Below are 18,728 nucleotides of genomic sequence, written 5' to 3' on the forward strand. Positions count from 1 at the left end.
TCAAAGAAAAACAAAGAGTTGTAGTTATGGAACAACTGAATCCATCGGATTTAAAAGCAATATTACATTCTAAACGGGCGAATTTATATTATTTAGAACATTGTCGGGTGATGCAAAAAGATGGTCGGGTCCTCTATTTAACTGAAGCAAAAAATGAAAACCAGTATTGGAATATCCCAATTGCCAATACGACGGTGATTTTACTCGGAACAGGCACATCCATTACCCAGGCGGCAATGCGGATGCTGGCCAGTGCCGGGGTTCTGGTGGGGTTTTGTGGCGGTGGGGGAACTCCCTTATTTACGGGTACTGAAATTGAATGGATGACCCCACAGAGTGAGTATCGTCCCACTGAATATGTACAAGGCTGGTTATCGTTCTGGTTTGATGACGAAAAACGTCTAAAGGTGGCGAAACAGTTTCAACGTGCGCGTATCGAGTTTATCCGAAAAGTTTGGGATAAAGACCGGGATTTAAAAGCAGAAGGTTTTTATGTCGATGATCTGGATATCCAGCAGGCCTTATTGGGTTTTGAACAGAAAATACCGCATTTGACTCAAGTCGGAGATGTGTTACTGGCAGAAGCGGCAATGACCAAGCTGCTTTATAAAATCGCGGCAAGCCGTACCGGATTAAAAAGCTTTAGCCGTAATCCGGAGCAGGGCGATTTGGCCAATGACTTCCTTAATCATGGCAATTATCTGGCCTATGGATTAGCTGCGACCACACTGTGGGTACTGGGTATTCCACATGGTTTTGCGGTCATGCACGGTAAAACCCGCCGTGGGGCCTTGGTCTTTGATGTGGCAGATTTGGTGAAAGATGCTGTGGTGCTGCCTTATGCATTTATTTGTGCGAAGGAGCGGGCAACTGAGCAGGAGTTTAGACAGCAGGTTCTGCAGAAATTTATAGAGCATAAGTGTCTGGACTGGATGTTTGATCAGGTCAAGCTGGCGGCTTTGTCATCGAAAGATGGAGATGATGCATGATAGTCACCTTTATTAGCCAATGTGAGAAAAAGGCTATTCCAAGAACACGGCGAGTCTTGGATGCTTTTGCGGATCGGATTGGAGATAACACCTGGCAAACTGTGATTACTGAAGATGGTTTGATGGCAGTAAAGAAACTGTTGCGTAAAACCGTCACCAAAAATACCGCGGTGAGTTGTCACTGGATTCGTGGCAGACGTAGAAGTGAATTGTTGTGGATAGTGGGCAATCGGAATAAGTTTAATGGTGAGGGTGTGGTACCTGTTAATACAACACAAAAAAAATTAGATCAAAATAAATGGGAAAATGATTGGCATTATTTACCTTTAATTAAGGCTTTAGTGGCAATTTCAGCACTTTTACATGATTGGGGTAAAGCCACAGCTTTATTTCAGGAGAAACTGCAACCAAAAAATAAACAGAGTATAAAGGGAGATCCGTTACGGCATGAGTGGATATCCTGCTTACTACTTAATGCCTTGGTTCATTCGTCAAACAATCCAAAAAATGATGAGGCATGGCTGAATTTGATCATCAACAAAGCATGGGATGAAGAAAAGCTTAAAACGACCGTTGCAAAAAATTTAGATCAAAGCAAAGCTTTAGATGATTTACCACCTTTAGCGCAGTTAGTGGCATGGTTGATAGTGTCCCATCATCGTTTACCAAATTTAAGAGATGAAGCGGAGTTAAAATCCTTTACAGCTGAACCAGCTGAAACATTTGAGGATTTATTCTATTTTATTCAGGCAGATTGGGGTTATCAAAATAAATTTGATGAAAAAGAATATCAGCAACGCCTAAAACAGTGTTTTGAATTTCCACAAGGTTTATTGAGCCAATGTCAAACATGGACAAAAGAAATTCAAAAATGGTCTGCACGATTACTACAAGAACAGGACAATATTGCGCAAGTATTAGCAGATGGAAGCTGGCGTGTAGTTTTACACCATGCACGTTTATGTTTGATGTTGGGTGATCATTATTATTCATCTTGTGATGCTGACCCGACGTGGAAAACCTCACTTAGCCTTAGAGCGAATACAGATCATAAAACTAAGGAGCTAAAGCAATATTTAGATGAGCATTTAGTACATGTCAGTAAAAATGCCATGCGTGTTGCACAATCTTTAAGTCGTTTAGCTGATGAAATGGAGCCTGCGTATGATATTCAAAAGCTGAAAAAGAAAAGCCCACAAGGCTTTGAATGGCAAGATCATGCCGTTAAAGAGATCAAACAATTGAGACAAAAACAGGACGATGCGATTGAACAAGGTTGGTTTATTGTCAATATGGCAAGTACAGGCAAAGGTAAAACCATTGCCAATGCCAAAATTATGCAAGCGTTATCTAAAGATGGGCAATCTTTACGTTATGTGTTGGCATTGGGACTAAGGACTTTAACTTTACAAACTGGAGATTCATACCGTAAAGATATTGGTCTAAGTAATGATGAACTTGCCGTCTTGATTGGTTCGAAAGCCGTACAAGAATTACATCAGCAACAGCATCACAACCCGAATGATCAAGATGAGAATACATTGGATGAAATTGGTTCGGAATCTTTAGAACAGCTTTTAGACAATGAACTTGATTATGCAGAAATGCCTCAAGCTGACTTTATGGACGTTCTATTTCCACAAGCTCAGGCAGAACGCAATAAAGCCTTTTTATATAAGCCTGTTTTAGCTTGTACGATTGACCACATTATGTCGGCAACTGAAACCAAACGTGGTGGTAAATATATTTTACCAAGTTTACGTCTGTCTTCTTCAGATTTAGTCATTGATGAAGTGGATGACTTCAATGGACAGGATTTAATTGCGATTTCTCGTTTAATTCATCTTACTGCGATGTTAGGTCGTAAAGTGATGATTTCATCTGCAACTATTCCACCGGCGTTAGCAGAAGGTTTTTTTAATGTATATCAGCAAGGATGGCAATTATATTGTGCTTTTAAAAAGTTAAAACAAGTACAAGTAGTCGGCATGTGGGTAGATGAGTTTAAGTCTAAAACACAATGCATTGATTTAACATCAGATAACACGATTCAGCAGTATAAGCACGGGCATGATGCATTTGTTACAATTCGGTCAAAAGCTTTAGCAGAACAAGTGATTAAACACAAAGCTTATATCATTGAATGTCATGATTTAGTGGCACAAAAAGAACAGAAGCAACTTGAGGAAAGTCTGCAACAACAATATTTTGATCGTATTCGTCAGCATATAGAAAAATTGCATCATCACCATCATACCATCGATGAGAAAACAGGGAAAAAAGTGTCCTTTGGGGTGGTACGTGTTGCCAATATTCCACCTTGTGTTGCACTCACACAATTTTTACTCAATGCTGAATGGTCTGAAAAAATTGCTCCTCGTGCAATGGCATATCACAGTCGGCAGGTTTTATTACTACGTAGTGAGCAAGAACGCCATTTGGATGCTGTGCTCAAGCGTAAAGAGAAACAAGGGGAACAACCTATTGCATTTTCAAATGAAGACATTCGTAGACATTTGGATAGTACTGATCGTGAACATGTGATTTTTATTCTTGTGGCGACACCTGTGGAAGAAGTGGGGCGTGATCACGATTTTGATTGGGCAATTGTCGAACCTTCTTCTTATCGTTCAATTATTCAATTGGCAGGACGGGTTTTACGCCATCGTCACTTAGAAAAGGATATAGCACAACCGAATATTGGGTTGTTGCAATATAATTTAAAAGGGCTTAGTGGTGCGAAAGTGGCTTTTGAAAAACCAGGTTTTGAAATCAATAATGATAAGTTTAAATTAAAGACTAAAAATTTATCTGACTTAATTGACTTACATGAAGATGCTGGAATTAATGCTATTCCGCGTATTCAAGCTAATACACCTTTAAAAGCCACTGAAAAACTGGCTGATTTAGAACATGCTGTTTTAGCACATAGTCTCACCAATTATAAGCAGGTTGGAGCAAAGCCATTAAATGCTTGGTTGACGCAGTATTGGTTTTTAACAGCATTACCACAGCGGTTTACACCTTTTAGAGAAAGCTCACCGAATATTCAGCTTTTTGCAGTATTGAAAGATCATAAGCTTGTGTTTTCTGAAAAAGATAATTTTGGGCAATATATTGATCGTAATGGTTTTTACAAAATTAAATATCCTGAACTGACTGACTTAGAACAGCAACGTTTATGGCTTAATCGAAACTATGGCGACATATTAAGTCGTATTGCTATTGAGAAAGTTTCTGAAAATCAGCATATTGAAGATGAAATAGAAAAATTATCGAAACGTTATGGGGAAATCATGTTGCCAGCATATGATGAGAATAAAACACTGATGTATTCAGACCAATTTGGCTTAGTGGTCCAACATTCAAAATAAATGAGGGTAAAATGACAGAAAGTATTCATACATTCTTAAATGAAAGAAAAGAACTTTGGTTAAAAGATCGTGTAAAAAAAGCTGTAAATGACGTAGAAATAGCAGAATTACAGCAACAAGCTGATGATCGATTTAGTTTAAAAGAATGGCTTCCTGACGCAGCTAAACGTGTATCTCAGCTCTCGATGGTTAGTCATCCGAGTAAATTTAGTCATCCAAGTGCCAAAACTTCTAGTGTAATTGCTCAGGTTAAATCTGCACAAGATGGTTATTTACGCAGTGGTAATGTGCATTATCCATTAGATGTATTTGGTAATGCTGCTGCAATGGATGTTTATAAGTTTTTATCGTTGAATTTAGCAGAAGATTACACAGTTTTAACGGGTTTTGAACATGATCATGAGGATTTAAAAAGTCTGATTGAAAAATCTTCATTGAATTTTACAAGTTTAAAACAAGCATTTTTAGTGATTAAAAATGATGATACTTCAAGTAAAACAGATCACTTGGTGAAACAAGTATATTTTCCAATAGCAGATACTGAATATCACTTACTTTCCATTTTGACACCTTCAGGTTTAATCGCACGATTAAAGCTAGCGATTGATCAATTACGATTTTCAGAGGCAACCAAAGAAGCGAAGGAAAAACGTAAAAAAAACGAGCATGATGCGATAGGTTATGCAGATATTTTTGATTTAACGGTCACTGCTTATGGTGGTACACAACCGCAAAACGTCAGTGTATTAAATAGTCAGAATGCTGGTCGGGCTTATCTACTTTCAAGCTGTCCGCCTATTTTAGAAAAACGTACAGTACGATTGCCAAGAACTGATTTTTTTGTGCAGTGTTTGTATCGAAAAAACTATCAAGACAGTTTTGTACAATTGCATAAATTTATGCAGCTAGATTTAAACAATATTGATATACGAACTGCGATTCGAAATATTCTTCAATTTGTAATTGATCAAGTCATATTACAGGGGTTAAAAATTCGGGAATATTATTCTGAAGGTTGGTCACAACAAGAATATTATGCAAATTTGCCTAAATTACAGCGTATTTGGCTTGATGAGATGTATGCAGAACAACGTGAAAATGATAGTGAATGGCGTAATGAGCTGAGCGAGGACATTGCGCGTTGGATTTTACGTAGTTATGAAAAAGTCATTAGTGAATCCGAAATGTTAGGAACCGCTGAAATCAATGACGTAAAACAGCGCGTTGAAGAATCATTGCGACAAGCCAAGGAGTTTTTCTAATGCGCCATTTTTTACTTATTCCACATTTGAAAATTCATAATGCCAATGCAATGAGCAGCCCATATACGATTGGTTTTCCTGCGATGACAGCATGGCTGGGAGCGGTGCATGCACTACAACGTAAACTCAAGCAACAAGGTTGTGATCTTAATTTAAATAAAGTAGCAGTGAGTTGCCATGATTTTAATTTGCAAACTTACAAGGGGCGTGGTGATTTTGTACATTCCATTGTTGGTACAGCAAATCCTTTAGATAAAGATGGAAATCGCCCCGCTTTTATTGAAGAAGCTCGTTGTCATTTAGAAGTATCTTTATTGATTGAAATTGAAAGTTCATCTAAAAGACAGAGAGATCAACTTTTAGATCTTGTTAATGGCATCGTGGCAAGTATGAAATTTACGAGTGGTGATGTCCTTTCAGCAAAGTCATGCACAATCTTAAATTTTGATGATGATGAAGATCAGTCACAGCAGCTACGTCCAATTTTAAATAAATTGATGCTTGGGCATGTGCTGATTGAGCGTCGTGATTTAGTTATACAAAGCATGCAAGATGGCAAAGATGCTTTAGATAGCGTATTGGATTATCTCAAAGTCACACATAGTTCAACCCAAGATGAAGATGGAAAAATAACTTGGACATCAAAACGTAAAGCACAAGGCTGGCTTGTTCCTATTGCAGTAGGTTTTCAGGGAATTTCTGAACTTGGGCAGGCGAAAAACCAACGTGATGTCAATACACCACATCGCTTTGCAGAAAGTGTGCTTACATTAGGTGAGTTTGTGATGCCATATCGGATTGAAAGTATTGATCAGCTTTTATGGCAATACCATGTTGATTTAGAAAATAACTTATATCTGTGTCAAAACCAAAATACACATTAATTTAGACTATAAAAGGAAAAATACTCATGGCTAAAAATGAAAAAGCAGTTGCAAGCGTTCTTGCATTTGAAAAAAAACTCGTTCCATCAGATGGTTATTTTTATGGAACAACATGGGAAAAGCGTACAGAACAATCGGCTTTAAAGCTGATTGAAAAATCAGTACGTGGCACAATTTCAAATCGCTTAAAACCAGCGGTTGCAAGTGACCCATTAAAACTAAATGCTGAAGTTGAAAAAGCCAATCTGCAAAAAGTAGATGGCTGTGCGTTAGCAGAACATCAGGATACGTTAAAAGTAGTATTCACTTTAAAAGTTTTAGGTGGCATTGAGCAACCATCAGCATGTAATAATGAAACATTCTTAAACTCATATAAAGAAGTCGCCAAAAACTATATTCAAACACATGGTTTTTCTGAATTAGCGAAACGCTATGCCTTAAATATTGCTAATGCACGCTTTTTGTGGCGTAACCGTGTAGGTGCAGAAAAGATTGAAGTTGTAGTGAAAGTTAATGAAAGTGAGGCTGTAACGTTTAATGCCTTTGATTATAAATTACATGATTTTGACTGTGTAGATGCTAAGGTGCAGAACTTAGCAGATCAAATTGCACAAGCTTTAAAAGGTGAATTACCGTACTTATTAATTAAAGTTGAAGCCTATGCTTTGGTTGGCAAAGCTCAGGAAGTTTATCCAAGTGAAGAACTTGTTTTGGATAAAGGTAAGGGTGATAAGAGCAAAATTCTTTATCAAGTGAATAATGTAGCTGCGATGCATTCACAAAAAATTGGTAATGCATTACGTACCATTGATACATGGTATCCAGAATTTGAATCGCAAAAATCAGCTATTGCAATTGAACCTTATGGTGCTGTGACCAATTTAGGGAAAGCATATCGTACACCTAAAGCCAAACAGGATTTCTTTAGCTTGTTTGATAAATATGCATTAGGTGAAACATTAGAGAATGTTGAGCAAGAGCATTATGTCATGGCGGTGCTTGTACGTGGCGGCGTTTTTGGCCAAAGTTCTAAGGATTAATTATGAATTTTTATCAGGAAATTACCTTGATTGATCAAGCTGAAATTTCCCCTTATTTCATTTGGTCTAAGCTCTATACACAATTGCATATCGCATTAGTTGAATTAAAAGATGATTCAGATAAGGTGAACATTGGTGTTTCTTTTCCTCAATATATTTTTGAAGAGAAGACAGAAGACCGAAAAGCAAAAATCAATTTAGGAAGAAAACTTCGTTTATTTGCTGAATCTGAAGCTGATTTAAAAAGTTTGGATATCCGCAAATGGTGTGAACGTTTAGAGGATTATGTACATCTTACTTCAATTCGTGAAGTACCTAGTGAAATCAAAGGTTATGCAATTTATAAGCGTAAACAAGTCAAAACCAATGCTCAACGTTTGGCACGTCATCGTGTAAAGCGTGGAGATATTGGCTTTGATGAAGCATTAGCACGATATAGCAATGTAGTGACCACTACGAACTTGCCTTATATTGAAATGAAAAGCTTAAGTACGTCTGATCAGCAAAGTGAAAAACGTTTTAAATTATTCATCGAAAAGCAATCTGCTGAACAATCTGAAACTCAGGTTTTTAGCACTTATGGATTAAGTTTGGTCTCATCTGTACCCGAATTTTAACCCAATATTTTTATACTCTTTAACATCTTAATAAAATCAATAGCTTATAATAGTGGCTTAAAAGTTGGGTCTATTTATGGATTTAAGGGCTAAGCTACTATTATAGCTTTATTTTTTCTGTTAAATTTCTTGTTCACTGCCACATAGGCAGCTTAGAAAACGTCATCAATATGGCATTTTGCGTATAATTCGTTCACTGCCACATAGGCAGCTTAGAAATGTTGTTGTCCGAGTAAAGCGTAAACCTGTTGGTTCACTGCCACATAGGCAGCTTAGAAATGTTTTAATCAAAATGTTTGCTTCAAATTCGGGTTCACTGCCACATAGGCAGCTTAGAAAAGATTGGAGTCTTTAAGCCCCAGGCTTTCATCGTTCACTGCCACATAGGCAGCTTAGAAAGAAAAAGAATACAACATCTATTTCGTTTAATTGTTCACTGCCACATAGGCAGCTTAGAAAGCCATCTGTTGTAGATGGTTATATTTCTTTTAGTTCACTGCCACATAGGCAGCTTAGAAAAGACCAATTACGCCGTACACATGGCTGAAAGTGTTCACTGCCACATAGGCAGCTTAGAAAAGATCAACCGATGCGCCCAAGTTTGGATTGGTGTTCACTGCCACATAGGCAGCTTAGAAAAATACGCTCAACAATGGTCAGGCTGCCTTCTTGTTCACTGCCACATAGGCAGCTTAGAAAAAGAAGTTGCTGCTCCAGCATGTTGTTGCCAGGTTCACTGCCACATAGGCAGCTTAGAAAATGATCAAAAGCGTAAATCTTTCCATCTTTAAGTTCACTGCCACATAGGCAGCTTAGAAAAAGCGCTCTAACTGATCAAACAGATGCTTGTTGTTCACTGCCACATAGGCAGCTTAGAAAATCAATGGGTAAAACCACGCTTGCACAAAACAGTTCACTGCCACATAGGCAGCTTAGAAAATCGTTTGTGACTTCAATAGCAGTATTTACAGGTTCACTGCCACATAGGCAGCTTAGAAATTTCGCCAAGTCTTTCAGAACACGTTTGATTGGTTCACTGCCACATAGGCAGCTTAGAAATGCCATTGCCAATTCAGGCATAGCTACAGCAAGTTCACTGCCACATAGGCAGCTTAGAAAGTCATTTACTTCACAACCTGCACGCTGAATAAGTTCACTGCCACATAGGCAGCTTAGAAATTGTTCATAAACTGATCCAACATCTGCATCGGGTTCACTGCCACATAGGCAGCTTAGAAAAGAATACAAAATCAGAATCTGGATGTCGTGGTGTTCACTGCCACATAGGCAGCTTAGAAATGGTGCAGAATCAGGTGATCAGGATTGATGTATGTTCACTGCCACATAGGCAGCTTAGAAAACATCTGCGATGGCTACACGCAGTCTTTCTGTGTTCACTGCCACATAGGCAGCTTAGAAAATAGCCCTAGTCAATACGTTTTGTTTGCACAAGTTCACTGCCACATAGGCAGCTTAGAAAATTAACATAGGTGGACGAGTACAGGCTTTAAAGTTCACTGCCACATAGGCAGCTTAGAAATGGACGGGATTTTGCGATGCACGCATGAGCCGGTTCACTGCCACATAGGCAGCTTAGAAAGTAACGTGAACTTTTGTCGAGATCGAATGAGCGTTCACTGCCACATAGGCAGCTTAGAAAAAATTGACGCTACTGGTGATACTAAAGCATCAGTTCACTGCCACATAGGCAGCTTAGAAAACCAGATTCAGCAACTTCAAGCGTTGATTTAGGTTCACTGCCACATAGGCAGCTTAGAAATGCACCACCACCGCCGACTTTCTCGCGTACATGTTCACTGCCACATAGGCAGCTTAGAAAAACACTGCAAACCCTTGAATTTGCAATAACTTGTTCACTGCCACATAGGCAGCTTAGAAAAAGCGGTTATAGTTTGTAATAAAGGCAAGGTAGTTCACTGCCACATAGGCAGCTTAGAAAAAACTGCCCATATTCGCCATCGCTGTCATTTCGTTCACTGCCACATAGGCAGCTTAGAAAGTAACGTGAACTTTTGTCGAGATCGAATGAGCGTTCACTGCCACATAGGCAGCTTAGAAATGCGGCAATTTCTTCTTGTGAAGCATGAATCAGTTCACTGCCACATAGGCAGCTTAGAAATCCAAACTGCTTGTTGAAATCGGCAAGCAATCGTTCACTGCCACATAGGCAGCTTAGAAATGAAATTCCTGAATGCCGCGACATGTCACTGAGTTCACTGCCACATAGGCAGCTTAGAAAAGTGGTACCGATGGCACTGGCAGTCGCGCATTGTTCACTGCCACATAGGCAGCTTAGAAACGAAAAAAGCTGCGGAAGACCTGGCCAAGTATGTTCACTGCCACATAGGCAGCTTAGAAAAAATAGCGGATTCTTCACCAAACTGTATTATGGTTCACTGCCACATAGGCAGCTTAGAAAAGGCGCAATTACCGCGAAACCTTCCGTTTGCGGTTCACTGCCACATAGGCAGCTTAGAAAACAGCAGGCGCTTATGTTCAAGTAAACCCATCAGTTCACTGCCACATAGGCAGCTTAGAAACATCACGCTTGCTTTTGATGTGCTGGCCCGGAGTTCACTGCCACATAGGCAGCTTAGAAAGCATTTAAAATCGCATTGAATGAGCCAACATCGTTCACTGCCACATAGGCAGCTTAGAAAGCCAGCGCATCGAGACAGGCGCGTTTCGGAAGGTTCACTGCCACATAGGCAGCTTAGAAAGAAAAAACCATTGCCAATTCTCAAGCTTTAGCAGTTCACTGCCACATAGGCAGCTTAGAAAGAAAAAACCATTGCCAATTCTCAAGCTTTAGCAGTTCACTGCCACATAGGCAGCTTAGAAAAGTTTCTATCAATGGATGCACACTGTTTATCAGTTCACTGCCACATAGGCAGCTTAGAAATGCTTAAGAGTCAAGCGTGAAGCATTTGGCTGGTTCACTGCCACATAGGCAGCTTAGAAAAAGATGCAGGCACGAAGGCGACGTGCACCATTGTTCACTGCCACATAGGCAGCTTAGAAAAAGCGCGAGCCTGAGTCTTAGTGTCGAATGTCGTTCACTGCCACATAGGCAGCTTAGAAATTAGTCGTTCAGCAGTCAAAGTTAGAATCACAGTTCACTGCCACATAGGCAGCTTAGAAATACTGCTTTTTTCAGGTCTTCTGGTCTACTTTGTTCACTGCCACATAGGCAGCTTAGAAAATAGACTCCCGAAAGCCTCTTGTGCTGTATGCGTTCACTGCCACATAGGCAGCTTAGAAAATTAGGCCTTTTTTTTATGGAATACGAAAAAAGTTCACTGCCACATAGGCAGCTTAGAAAAGCATCATGAAGTATTCACCATTAGCGCGCATGTTCACTGCCACATAGGCAGCTTAGAAAATTATCAGAGTTGGGAAACGACTCGCAAGTACGTTCACTGCCACATAGGCAGCTTAGAAAGTCCAAGAGTTAAATCTAAGCGGTGGTTTAGGGTTCACTGCCACATAGGCAGCTTAGAAATCCTTAATTCTTCCGATCTGGACAACATTTCCGTTCACTGCCATATAGGCAGCTTAGAAATGTCAGAAGCAACGCTTCGTTAAGATTCACACGTTCACTGCCATATAGGCAGCTTAGAAATATTAAGCGTATTAAAAAGAATATTATGAATTGTTCACTGCCATGTAGGTAGTTTCTAAAAATCACCCCAAATAAAACCGGAGCATCTCCCCGGTTTTATTCTTCATCTATTTATTCTTCTAACAGGCTTCTTAACATCCAGGCAGTTTTTTCATGGACTTCCAATCGTTGGGTCAGTACATCCGCAGTTGGCTGGTCATTGGCTTCTTCCACCACATCAAAAATACTGCGTGCGGTACGGGCAACTGTTTCATGGGCACGAACCAATAACTCCACCATTTCATTGGCTTTTGGTACACCTTCGACTTCTTCAATCGACGCCAGTTTTACAAATTCTTTATAGGTTCCCGGCGCCGGAAAACCCAGCGCACGAATCCGCTCGGCAATAACATCCAGTGCATTCCATTGCTCGGTATATTGGGTCATAAACATGGTGTGCAGGCTGTTAAACTGTGGCCCGGTCACGTTCCAGTGGAAATTATGGGTCATTAAATATAGGGTATAACTGTCGGCCAGAAGTCGGGAAAGCCCTTCGACAATTTTGGCCCGGTTATCTTCAGAAATACCAATATCAATATGCATCGATGCTTTTTTCATTTTCGCCATGAGTCGCTCCCAAAGCTTGTCGTTATAAGGAATCAGATGATCAACATACATGAATGTAGCACAGTTGCGGCTGCAAAAAGATTGCAGATGGTAGTAATACTGTATAAGCATCATCACCAGAAATCAGATGAATTTTGAAGATGCTGAAAACGCGCAGATCAGGAGATAGAAAAGTCAATTTGAACAGGGAAGATGAGATAGGATGGATGATCTGCCAGAAATAAATGAAGAATGAGGCCGGCTCATTCTTCATCAGGGATGGAGCACTTAGTTCAATTTTTCATGCTGGATACTGTCACGATAATAGCGACAACCTTTATATAGCAGGAATACGCCAATCACACCGGCTACTGCATTGACAATAGAAATCGAGTGGCCGACCATCAGCGTGTTTTCAAAATAGTTATCGGTAATTAAAGCCACAGCCGTAGTGCCAACACCCAAGGCAATCAGGTTGGAGATCAGCAGGAATTTGGCAGAAACCTGAGCACGGAGCTGGTTGGGGGTCAGCATTTGTGTCGCGGCAGCCGAGGCTGGAATCGGGAAGGTCGAGAAGAACATCGCCACAAAAATCAGTGCAAACGATAAGTACAGATTATCTACCTGGGTAAACAGCACACTTGGAATAATCAGCGCTGCACAGCCCAAAGCACCGGCACGAATGGCAGCATCGCTATAGCCACGTTTGGAGAAAAAGTCGATGAGCCAGCCGCAGAACAGCGCCCCCGCCGTATTCGCCACCAGAATAATACAGCCCAGGACATAACCGGTCTGACTGGCATCGAGACCAAAATGACGCATGTAATAGGCCGGTGCCCAGCCTAATAACGAATACAGCATCATGGTGTAGAAAGAGAAGCCAATAAAATGACAGAAGAAGGTTTTCTTGTGCAATTTAATAAAAGCCACCGAGTTCTTAAATGAGGCTTTAACGACTTCACCATCCTGACCGACTTTCACACCTTTACGGCTGGGTTCACGTACGGTCAGAATCATCACCAGGGCCAATAAAACACCTGGTAAACCGACAATAAAGAAAGTCAGTTGCCAGGTTTTTAATTCACCAATTATTGGCAATACCACAAAATCGACTTCTTTTAATAAGCCAATCACGTAGCCGCCAATCAGGAAGGCCAGACCAGAACCAATAAAGGCACCAATCGCATAAACACCTAAAGCACGGCCAAGTTTTTCTTTCGGGAACAGGTCAGCCACAATCGAGTAGAAGGCAGGTGACAGGGCCGCTTCACCGGCACCGACACTTAAACGTGCTAAAAACATCTGGATGAAGTTTTTACTTAAACCACAAGCCGCTGTGGCCAGACTCCAGAAGGCAATGCCGATGGAAATAATTTTAATCCGGGATTTTTTATCGGCCAGTGCGGCAATGGGTACGCCCATAAAGGCATAGAACAGCGAGAAGGCCAGGCCTTGCAATAAGCTGAACTGGGTATCACTGAGCATTAAATCGGCCTTAATTGGCTCAATCATTAAGGACAGAATCTGGCGGTCTACAAAAGACAGGATATAGGCCACCATACAGATAATCACCACATACCACTGATAGGTACTGCTGCTTTCCTGCGAACTAGGCGTGGCCGGCAGGTCAATGGGATGAGCCGCTTCAAACTGTTTACTTTCGGGTTGAATATTCCTTTCAACCGCATCTATCTCTAGAGTTTTATCATTCATTGTGCAACTTCCTGTGCTGAACGTATAAGATAATATGATACGTTTTAAACCTTGCTATTTTTGTTTTGTATCGTCTATCTTCAATTTATTCCTTTCTGCACAGCGGGTCAATCTGTTCTGAATAAAAAGATACATATTTTTAAGTATAAATAAAAAAAGGAATCATAAAGATTCCTTTTCTTGGTTCAATATAGTTCGGCTTAAGCTTCGCCACGTTCTACCAGTGTCAGAATATCGTAGGTGGCGACCAGTTCATTACGCTGGTTTTTCACTTTAATATCCCACACCACCACGCCGTGTGGCTTCTGGCTTGGGTCGCGTTGCTGTTTCGGGGTTTTCTGTTTGCAGGTCAGCTCGACCTGAATGGTATCGCCAATTTTCACCGGCTCGACAAAGCGCAGGTTGTCCATGCCGTAGTTGGCAATCACCGGGCCAGGCGCAGCATCGACAAACAGGCCGGCTGCGGCAGACACTACAAAGTAGCCATGTGCGACACGCTCTTCAAAAAGCGATTCTGCTGCGGCAATCTTGTCCATATGTGCATAGAAATAATCACCGCTTAAGCAGGCGAAATTCACCAGATCGGCCTCGGTTACGGTACGGCGTGCGGTAAGCAGACGTTCACCAACTCGTAACTCATCAAACGACTTTTTAAATGGATGAACCCGATCTTCAAACACCTGAGCACCGGCGGTCCAGCTATGCCCAATCTGGGTCATGGCATTCGGTGAACCTTGAATTGCGGTGCGTTGCATATAATGTTTTACCACGCGCAAGCCGCCCAGTTCCTCACCTCCACCAGCACGACCCGGACCACCATGCACCAGATGCGGCAATGGCGAACCATGACCGGTACTTTCTTTGGCGCTTTCTTCATCCAGCACATGCACACGGCCATGCCACGGGGCAATCTTGGCAATCAGCTGTTCAATATTCTGCTCGCAATCACGTACCACCGAGGCCACCAGACTACCTTCACCGCGTGCCACCAGACCGGCCAGTTGTGCCAGATGATCATATGCCATCAGCGTTACCACCGGACCAAAGGCTTCAATCTGATGCAGGCTGCTGGCCTGTTCAGGCTGTTCACAGACCAGTACAGTTGGTGGATAGAATGCGCCGAGTTCAGGTTGATCAGCCTGAATACTAAAGTCCTGACGTAAATGGCTACCAAAGACAATTTGGGCTTCCTGGCTTAACTGTTCCACCTTGGCCGCCACGTCCTGTTTCTGTTTGAGGCTGGCCAGTGCACCCATGGTGACCTGATCCAGCTCCGGATTACCGACTACCACTTTTTGCAGCTTGGCAATCAAACGTTCCTGCACGGTCGCTAAAAGTTCACGTGGCACAAAAGCGCGACGAATTGCAGTACATTTCTGTCCGGCTTTGCTGGTCATTTCACGGAAGACTTCACGCACAAACAGGTCAATTGCCGTGTCGCTAGCCTGTTCCGTCAGAATGGCACTGTTGACGGAATCGGCTTCCATGCTAAATGGAATCGAGTACTGATTCAGGTGCGGATGCGCACGTAATTTCTGGCCGGTTGCCGCAGAGCCAGTAAAAGTCACGGTGTCTTGTGGATTCAGCTGTTCAAACAGGTCATAAGTCTGGCCGCAAATCAGCTGCAATGCACCTTCTGGTAAATACCCACTGGCATGAATGGCTTTGACCACCGCATGGGTCAGCTCGGCACCTTCGGTCGCCGGTTTAACAATACACGGTACACCGGCCAACAAGGTGGGCGCGATTTTTTCCAGCATGCCCCAGATCGGGAAGTTAAAGGCATTAATATGCACCGCCACGCCTGCTTTCGGGCTTAAGACGTGTTTGGCACCAAAAGAGCCATGCTTGGACAGCGGAATCCAGCTGTCTTCCACCCAGGCGGTTTCATCGCTCAGTTCACGGCGCACCAGACTGGAGTAGGCAAATAGGGTGCCAATACCGCCTTCGACATCAATCCAGGCATCTTTACGGGTACAGCCGGTGGCTTTGGCCAGTTCATAAAAGTCTTCTTTACGTTCCAGCAGATATTGCGCCACCTGTTTTAGCGCATTGGCACGCTGATGAAAAGTCCAGGAAGCAATGGCCGCGCCATGCTGTTTGGCATAGTCGACCACCGCACGGGTGTCGAGGCCAAAGCTACTGACCTGATAAATGGTTTCACCGGTAATGGCATGCTGTACCGGACGGAAATCCTGACTGGCGACAAATTCCTGACCGCATACCAGTGAGCTTAAGGTCTTCAGTGCCGGGCGAACGCTTGAATAATCAGTCGCTTGTGATTCCGTCTGCGCTGTCTGGGTGTCTAACTCAAGCATGATATAACTCCTTTTATGATACGTTTTGAGTAATATTTTAGTTTTGATGTTTCATAATTTCTGACTTTAACGTGCTTTTGTCAATCATATTTCTGCTTAAATTTTGCAATAAAAATTTTTTTAAAAAATAAAAATATTAAAAAACAATAAATTGATTTAATTTTGTGAATTATTTTATTTGATACTTAAAAATTAATATTGATTTTTAAAATGTATCGTTTTAATTTTAATGCCAGAACACTTGGGATAAGTGAGGATAAAATGACAAATCAACTTCACAGCTTTGAGCAGGCAATTGAAAAGGACATTTCAATTGAACCTAAAAACTGGATGCCAGAGGCTTACCGTAAAACCCTGATTCGCCAGATTGGTCAGCATGCGCACTCTGAAGTGGTCGGCATGTTGCCAGAAGGCAACTGGATTACCCGTGCACCTAGCTTAAAACGTAAGGCCGTACTGCTGGCCAAAGTGCAGGATGAAGCCGGTCATGCGCTGTATCTGTACAGCGCGGCAGAAACTCTGGGCGCCGATCGTGACGACATGATGGACAAGCTGATTGCCGGTCGCATGAAATATTCATCCATCTTTAACTATCCAACCCTGAGCTGGGCCGATGTAGCCGCGATTGGCTGGCTGGTCGATGGCGCAGCGATTGTGAATCAGGTCGCGCTTTGCCGTACCTCTTATGGTCCGTATGCCCGTGCCATGGTGCGCATCTGTAAAGAAGAAAGTTTTCATCAGCGTCAGGGCTTTGAAGCCATGATGCAACTGGCCAACGGTACGCCAGAGCAAAAACAGATGGCGCAAGATGCGGTTAACCGTTTCTGGTGGCCGGCGCTGATGATGTTTGGTCCAAGCGATGACAACTCGCCGAACAGCGCGCAAAGCATGGCCTGGAAAATCAAACGTTTCAGTAATGATGAACTGCGTCAGAAGTTTGTCGATAACACCGTACCGCAAGTGTTGCAGCTTGGCCTGAGCGTGCCAGATCCGGATTTACGTTTTAATCAAGACACTGGTCACTACGAGTTTGGCGAAATTAACTGGACCGAATTCTTTGATGTGATTGCCGGCAAAGGCGCATGTAACCACGAACGCATTGAAGCGCGTCGTAAAGCCTGGGAAGGCGGCAAATGGGTGCGTGATACCGCAGCCGTTTATGCCCAGAAACAACAGACCCAGCAACAACAACAGAAAGTTGCTTAAGCAGCTCACATACGGAAATGAAGAAGGAATACGCTCATGGACAATAAAAATCACTGGTCGTTATATGAAGTGTTTGTACGCAGCAAACAGGGTTTAAGCCATCGTCATGTTGGCAGTCTGCGTGCATCTGATGATGAAGTGGCGCTGCAAAATGCACGTGACGTTTATACCCGCCGCAATGAAGGGGTGAGCATCTGGGTGGTGAAATCGGAACTGATTACTTCATCTCAACCAGATGAGAAACCGGAATTTTTTGATCCTTCACTGGACAAAGTCTATCGTCACCCGACGTTTTACAATATTCCAGATGGCATTGAGCACATGTAAGGAGCAGTACAATGAATCAAACTGTATTAGCGCAATTTCTCCTGCATGTGGGCGACAGCCAGCTGATTTTATCGCACCGTCTGGCCGAGTGGTGTGGCCATGCGCCGGAACTGGAGCTGGACATTGCACTGGCCAATATCGGTCTGGACCTGCTCGGTCAAGCACGTACCGCTTTAAGTCTGGCTGGTGAGATCGAAGGTTTGGGCCGTGATGAAGACAAACTGGCTTATTTCCGCACCGAACGTGAATACCGCAACCTGTTGTTATGTGAACAGCCGAATGGTGACTTTGCCCAGACCATGGTACGCCAATGGTTGATGGATCTGTACCACCTGGAACTGTTTACAGCCTTAAGCCAGAGCCAGCAGGCCGATGTCGCTGCTTTTGCGGTGAAATCTTTAAAAGAAGTCAAATATCATCTGCGTTTTTCTACCACCTGGATGGAGCGCTTAAGTCTGGGCACTGCCGAAGCGCATGAGAAAACCCAGCAGGGTTTGAACCAGTTATGGCGTTTTACTGCAGAGCTGTTTGAACAGACCGCAGATGAGCAGCAGCTGGTCGCACAGGGCATTTTACCAGACTTTGCACCTTTAAAAGCCGCCTGGACGGCACAGGTACAGACCGAACTGCAACGTTTTGGCCTGAGCCTGCCAGACACGGGTGCGTATCGTAGCGGTGCCAAACAGGGCCTGCATACCGAACACCTGGGCTTTATTCTGGCCGAACTGCAATATATGCAGCGTTCCTATCCAAATATGGCCTGGTAATTC

General features: G+C 42.5%; 12 protein-coding genes and 1 CRISPR repeat array. Of the genes, 9 read left to right on the forward strand and 3 right to left on the reverse strand.

Annotated features, from left to right (window positions below):
• Nucleotides 1-26 precede the first annotated feature (26 nt).
• Genes cas1f through cas6f form a run of 6 tightly spaced genes read left to right on the forward strand, consistent with a single transcriptional unit; the run spans nucleotide 27 to nucleotide 8,166 of the window.
• A complete protein-coding gene (gene cas1f, locus FTT64_RS00735) occupies nucleotides 27-989 on the forward strand; it encodes a type I-F CRISPR-associated endonuclease Cas1f (protein ID WP_075174485.1) in 963 nt (320 codons plus the stop codon).
• Nucleotides 986-4,363 (forward strand): type I-F CRISPR-associated helicase Cas3f, encoded by a 3,378-nt coding sequence (cas3f, locus tag FTT64_RS00740; RefSeq protein WP_180181951.1) that lies wholly within the window; start codon nucleotides 986-988, stop codon nucleotides 4,361-4,363. The genes cas1f and cas3f overlap by 4 nt, the downstream gene beginning before the upstream one ends.
• Before the next feature lie 11 nt (nucleotides 4,364-4,374).
• Entirely contained in the window at nucleotides 4,375-5,625 is a 1,251-nt protein-coding gene (gene csy1, locus FTT64_RS00745) for a type I-F CRISPR-associated protein Csy1 (protein WP_104492288.1), read from the forward strand.
• Nucleotides 5,625-6,509: a type I-F CRISPR-associated protein Csy2 gene (gene csy2 / locus FTT64_RS00750; protein ID WP_180181952.1), complete on the forward strand. Its 885-nt coding sequence runs from the start codon at nucleotides 5,625-5,627 to the stop codon at nucleotides 6,507-6,509. The genes csy1 and csy2 overlap by 1 nt, the downstream gene beginning before the upstream one ends.
• A gap of 26 nt (nucleotides 6,510-6,535) precedes the next feature.
• A complete protein-coding gene (gene csy3 / locus FTT64_RS00755) occupies nucleotides 6,536-7,549 on the forward strand; it encodes a type I-F CRISPR-associated protein Csy3 (protein WP_180181953.1) in 1,014 nt (337 codons plus the stop codon).
• A gap of 2 nt (nucleotides 7,550-7,551) precedes the next feature.
• Nucleotides 7,552-8,166: a type I-F CRISPR-associated endoribonuclease Cas6/Csy4 gene (gene cas6f / locus FTT64_RS00760; RefSeq protein WP_180181954.1), complete on the forward strand. Its 615-nt coding sequence runs from the start codon at nucleotides 7,552-7,554 to the stop codon at nucleotides 8,164-8,166.
• A gap of 131 nt (nucleotides 8,167-8,297) precedes the next feature.
• A CRISPR array of direct repeats spans nucleotides 8,298-11,869; the repeat unit is 28 nt; unit sequence GTTCACTGCCACATAGGCAGCTTAGAAA.
• 51 nt (nucleotides 11,870-11,920) lie between these two features.
• Here cas6f and FTT64_RS00765 read toward each other — a convergent pair.
• The 3 genes from FTT64_RS00765 to paaZ all read right to left on the reverse strand — a co-directional run bounded on the left by FTT64_RS00765 (nucleotide 11,921) and on the right by paaZ (nucleotide 16,425).
• Nucleotides 11,921-12,415, reverse strand: coding sequence for a Dps family protein (locus FTT64_RS00765; protein ID WP_005177343.1), 495 nt, complete (start codon nucleotides 12,413-12,415; stop codon nucleotides 11,921-11,923).
• Nucleotides 12,416-12,682: 267 nt separating this feature from the next.
• Nucleotides 12,683-14,107, reverse strand: a complete 1,425-nt coding sequence (locus FTT64_RS00770; RefSeq protein WP_168399612.1) for an MFS transporter — start codon at nucleotides 14,105-14,107, stop codon at nucleotides 12,683-12,685.
• Nucleotides 14,108-14,307: 200 nt separating this feature from the next.
• Nucleotides 14,308-16,425, reverse strand: coding sequence for a phenylacetic acid degradation bifunctional protein PaaZ (gene paaZ / locus FTT64_RS00775; protein ID WP_180181955.1), 2,118 nt, complete (start codon nucleotides 16,423-16,425; stop codon nucleotides 14,308-14,310).
• A 261-nt stretch (nucleotides 16,426-16,686) separates the two neighbouring features.
• Here paaZ and paaA point away from each other — a divergent pair, with 261 nt between their 5' ends.
• Genes paaA through paaC form a run of 3 tightly spaced genes read left to right on the forward strand, consistent with a single transcriptional unit; the run spans nucleotide 16,687 to nucleotide 18,725 of the window.
• Entirely contained in the window at nucleotides 16,687-17,631 is a 945-nt protein-coding gene (paaA, locus tag FTT64_RS00780) for a 1,2-phenylacetyl-CoA epoxidase subunit PaaA (RefSeq protein WP_180181956.1), read from the forward strand.
• A gap of 36 nt (nucleotides 17,632-17,667) precedes the next feature.
• A complete protein-coding gene (paaB, locus tag FTT64_RS00785; protein WP_005177351.1) occupies nucleotides 17,668-17,958 on the forward strand; it encodes a 1,2-phenylacetyl-CoA epoxidase subunit PaaB in 291 nt (96 codons plus the stop codon).
• 11 nt (nucleotides 17,959-17,969) lie between these two features.
• Nucleotides 17,970-18,725, forward strand: a complete 756-nt coding sequence (gene paaC / locus FTT64_RS00790) for a 1,2-phenylacetyl-CoA epoxidase subunit PaaC (protein WP_005177355.1) — start codon at nucleotides 17,970-17,972, stop codon at nucleotides 18,723-18,725.
• The last annotated feature ends 3 nt before the right edge of the window (nucleotides 18,726-18,728 follow it).

This window comes from Acinetobacter sp. Q186-3 (genome assembly GCF_013420655.1).
GTDB classification, from domain to species: Bacteria; Pseudomonadota; Gammaproteobacteria; order Pseudomonadales; family Moraxellaceae; genus Acinetobacter; species Acinetobacter indicus.

Coding starts and splice junctions, on each gene's coding strand:
- cas1f (WP_075174485.1), top strand. CDS start 27: ATGGAACAACTGAATCCATCGGATTTAAAAGCAATATTACATTCTAAA.
- cas3f (WP_180181951.1), top strand. CDS start 986: ATGATAGTCACCTTTATTAGCCAATGTGAGAAAAAGGCTATTCCAAGA.
- csy1 (WP_104492288.1), top strand. CDS start 4,375: ATGACAGAAAGTATTCATACATTCTTAAATGAAAGAAAAGAACTTTGG.
- csy2 (WP_180181952.1), top strand. CDS start 5,625: ATGCGCCATTTTTTACTTATTCCACATTTGAAAATTCATAATGCCAAT.
- csy3 (WP_180181953.1), top strand. CDS start 6,536: ATGGCTAAAAATGAAAAAGCAGTTGCAAGCGTTCTTGCATTTGAAAAA.
- cas6f (WP_180181954.1), top strand. CDS start 7,552: ATGAATTTTTATCAGGAAATTACCTTGATTGATCAAGCTGAAATTTCC.
- FTT64_RS00765 (WP_005177343.1), bottom strand. CDS start 12,415: ATGGCGAAAATGAAAAAAGCATCGATGCATATTGATATTGGTATTTCT.
- FTT64_RS00770 (WP_168399612.1), bottom strand. CDS start 14,107: ATGAATGATAAAACTCTAGAGATAGATGCGGTTGAAAGGAATATTCAA.
- paaZ (WP_180181955.1), bottom strand. CDS start 16,425: ATGCTTGAGTTAGACACCCAGACAGCGCAGACGGAATCACAAGCGACT.
- paaA (WP_180181956.1), top strand. CDS start 16,687: ATGACAAATCAACTTCACAGCTTTGAGCAGGCAATTGAAAAGGACATT.
- paaB (WP_005177351.1), top strand. CDS start 17,668: ATGGACAATAAAAATCACTGGTCGTTATATGAAGTGTTTGTACGCAGC.
- paaC (WP_005177355.1), top strand. CDS start 17,970: ATGAATCAAACTGTATTAGCGCAATTTCTCCTGCATGTGGGCGACAGC.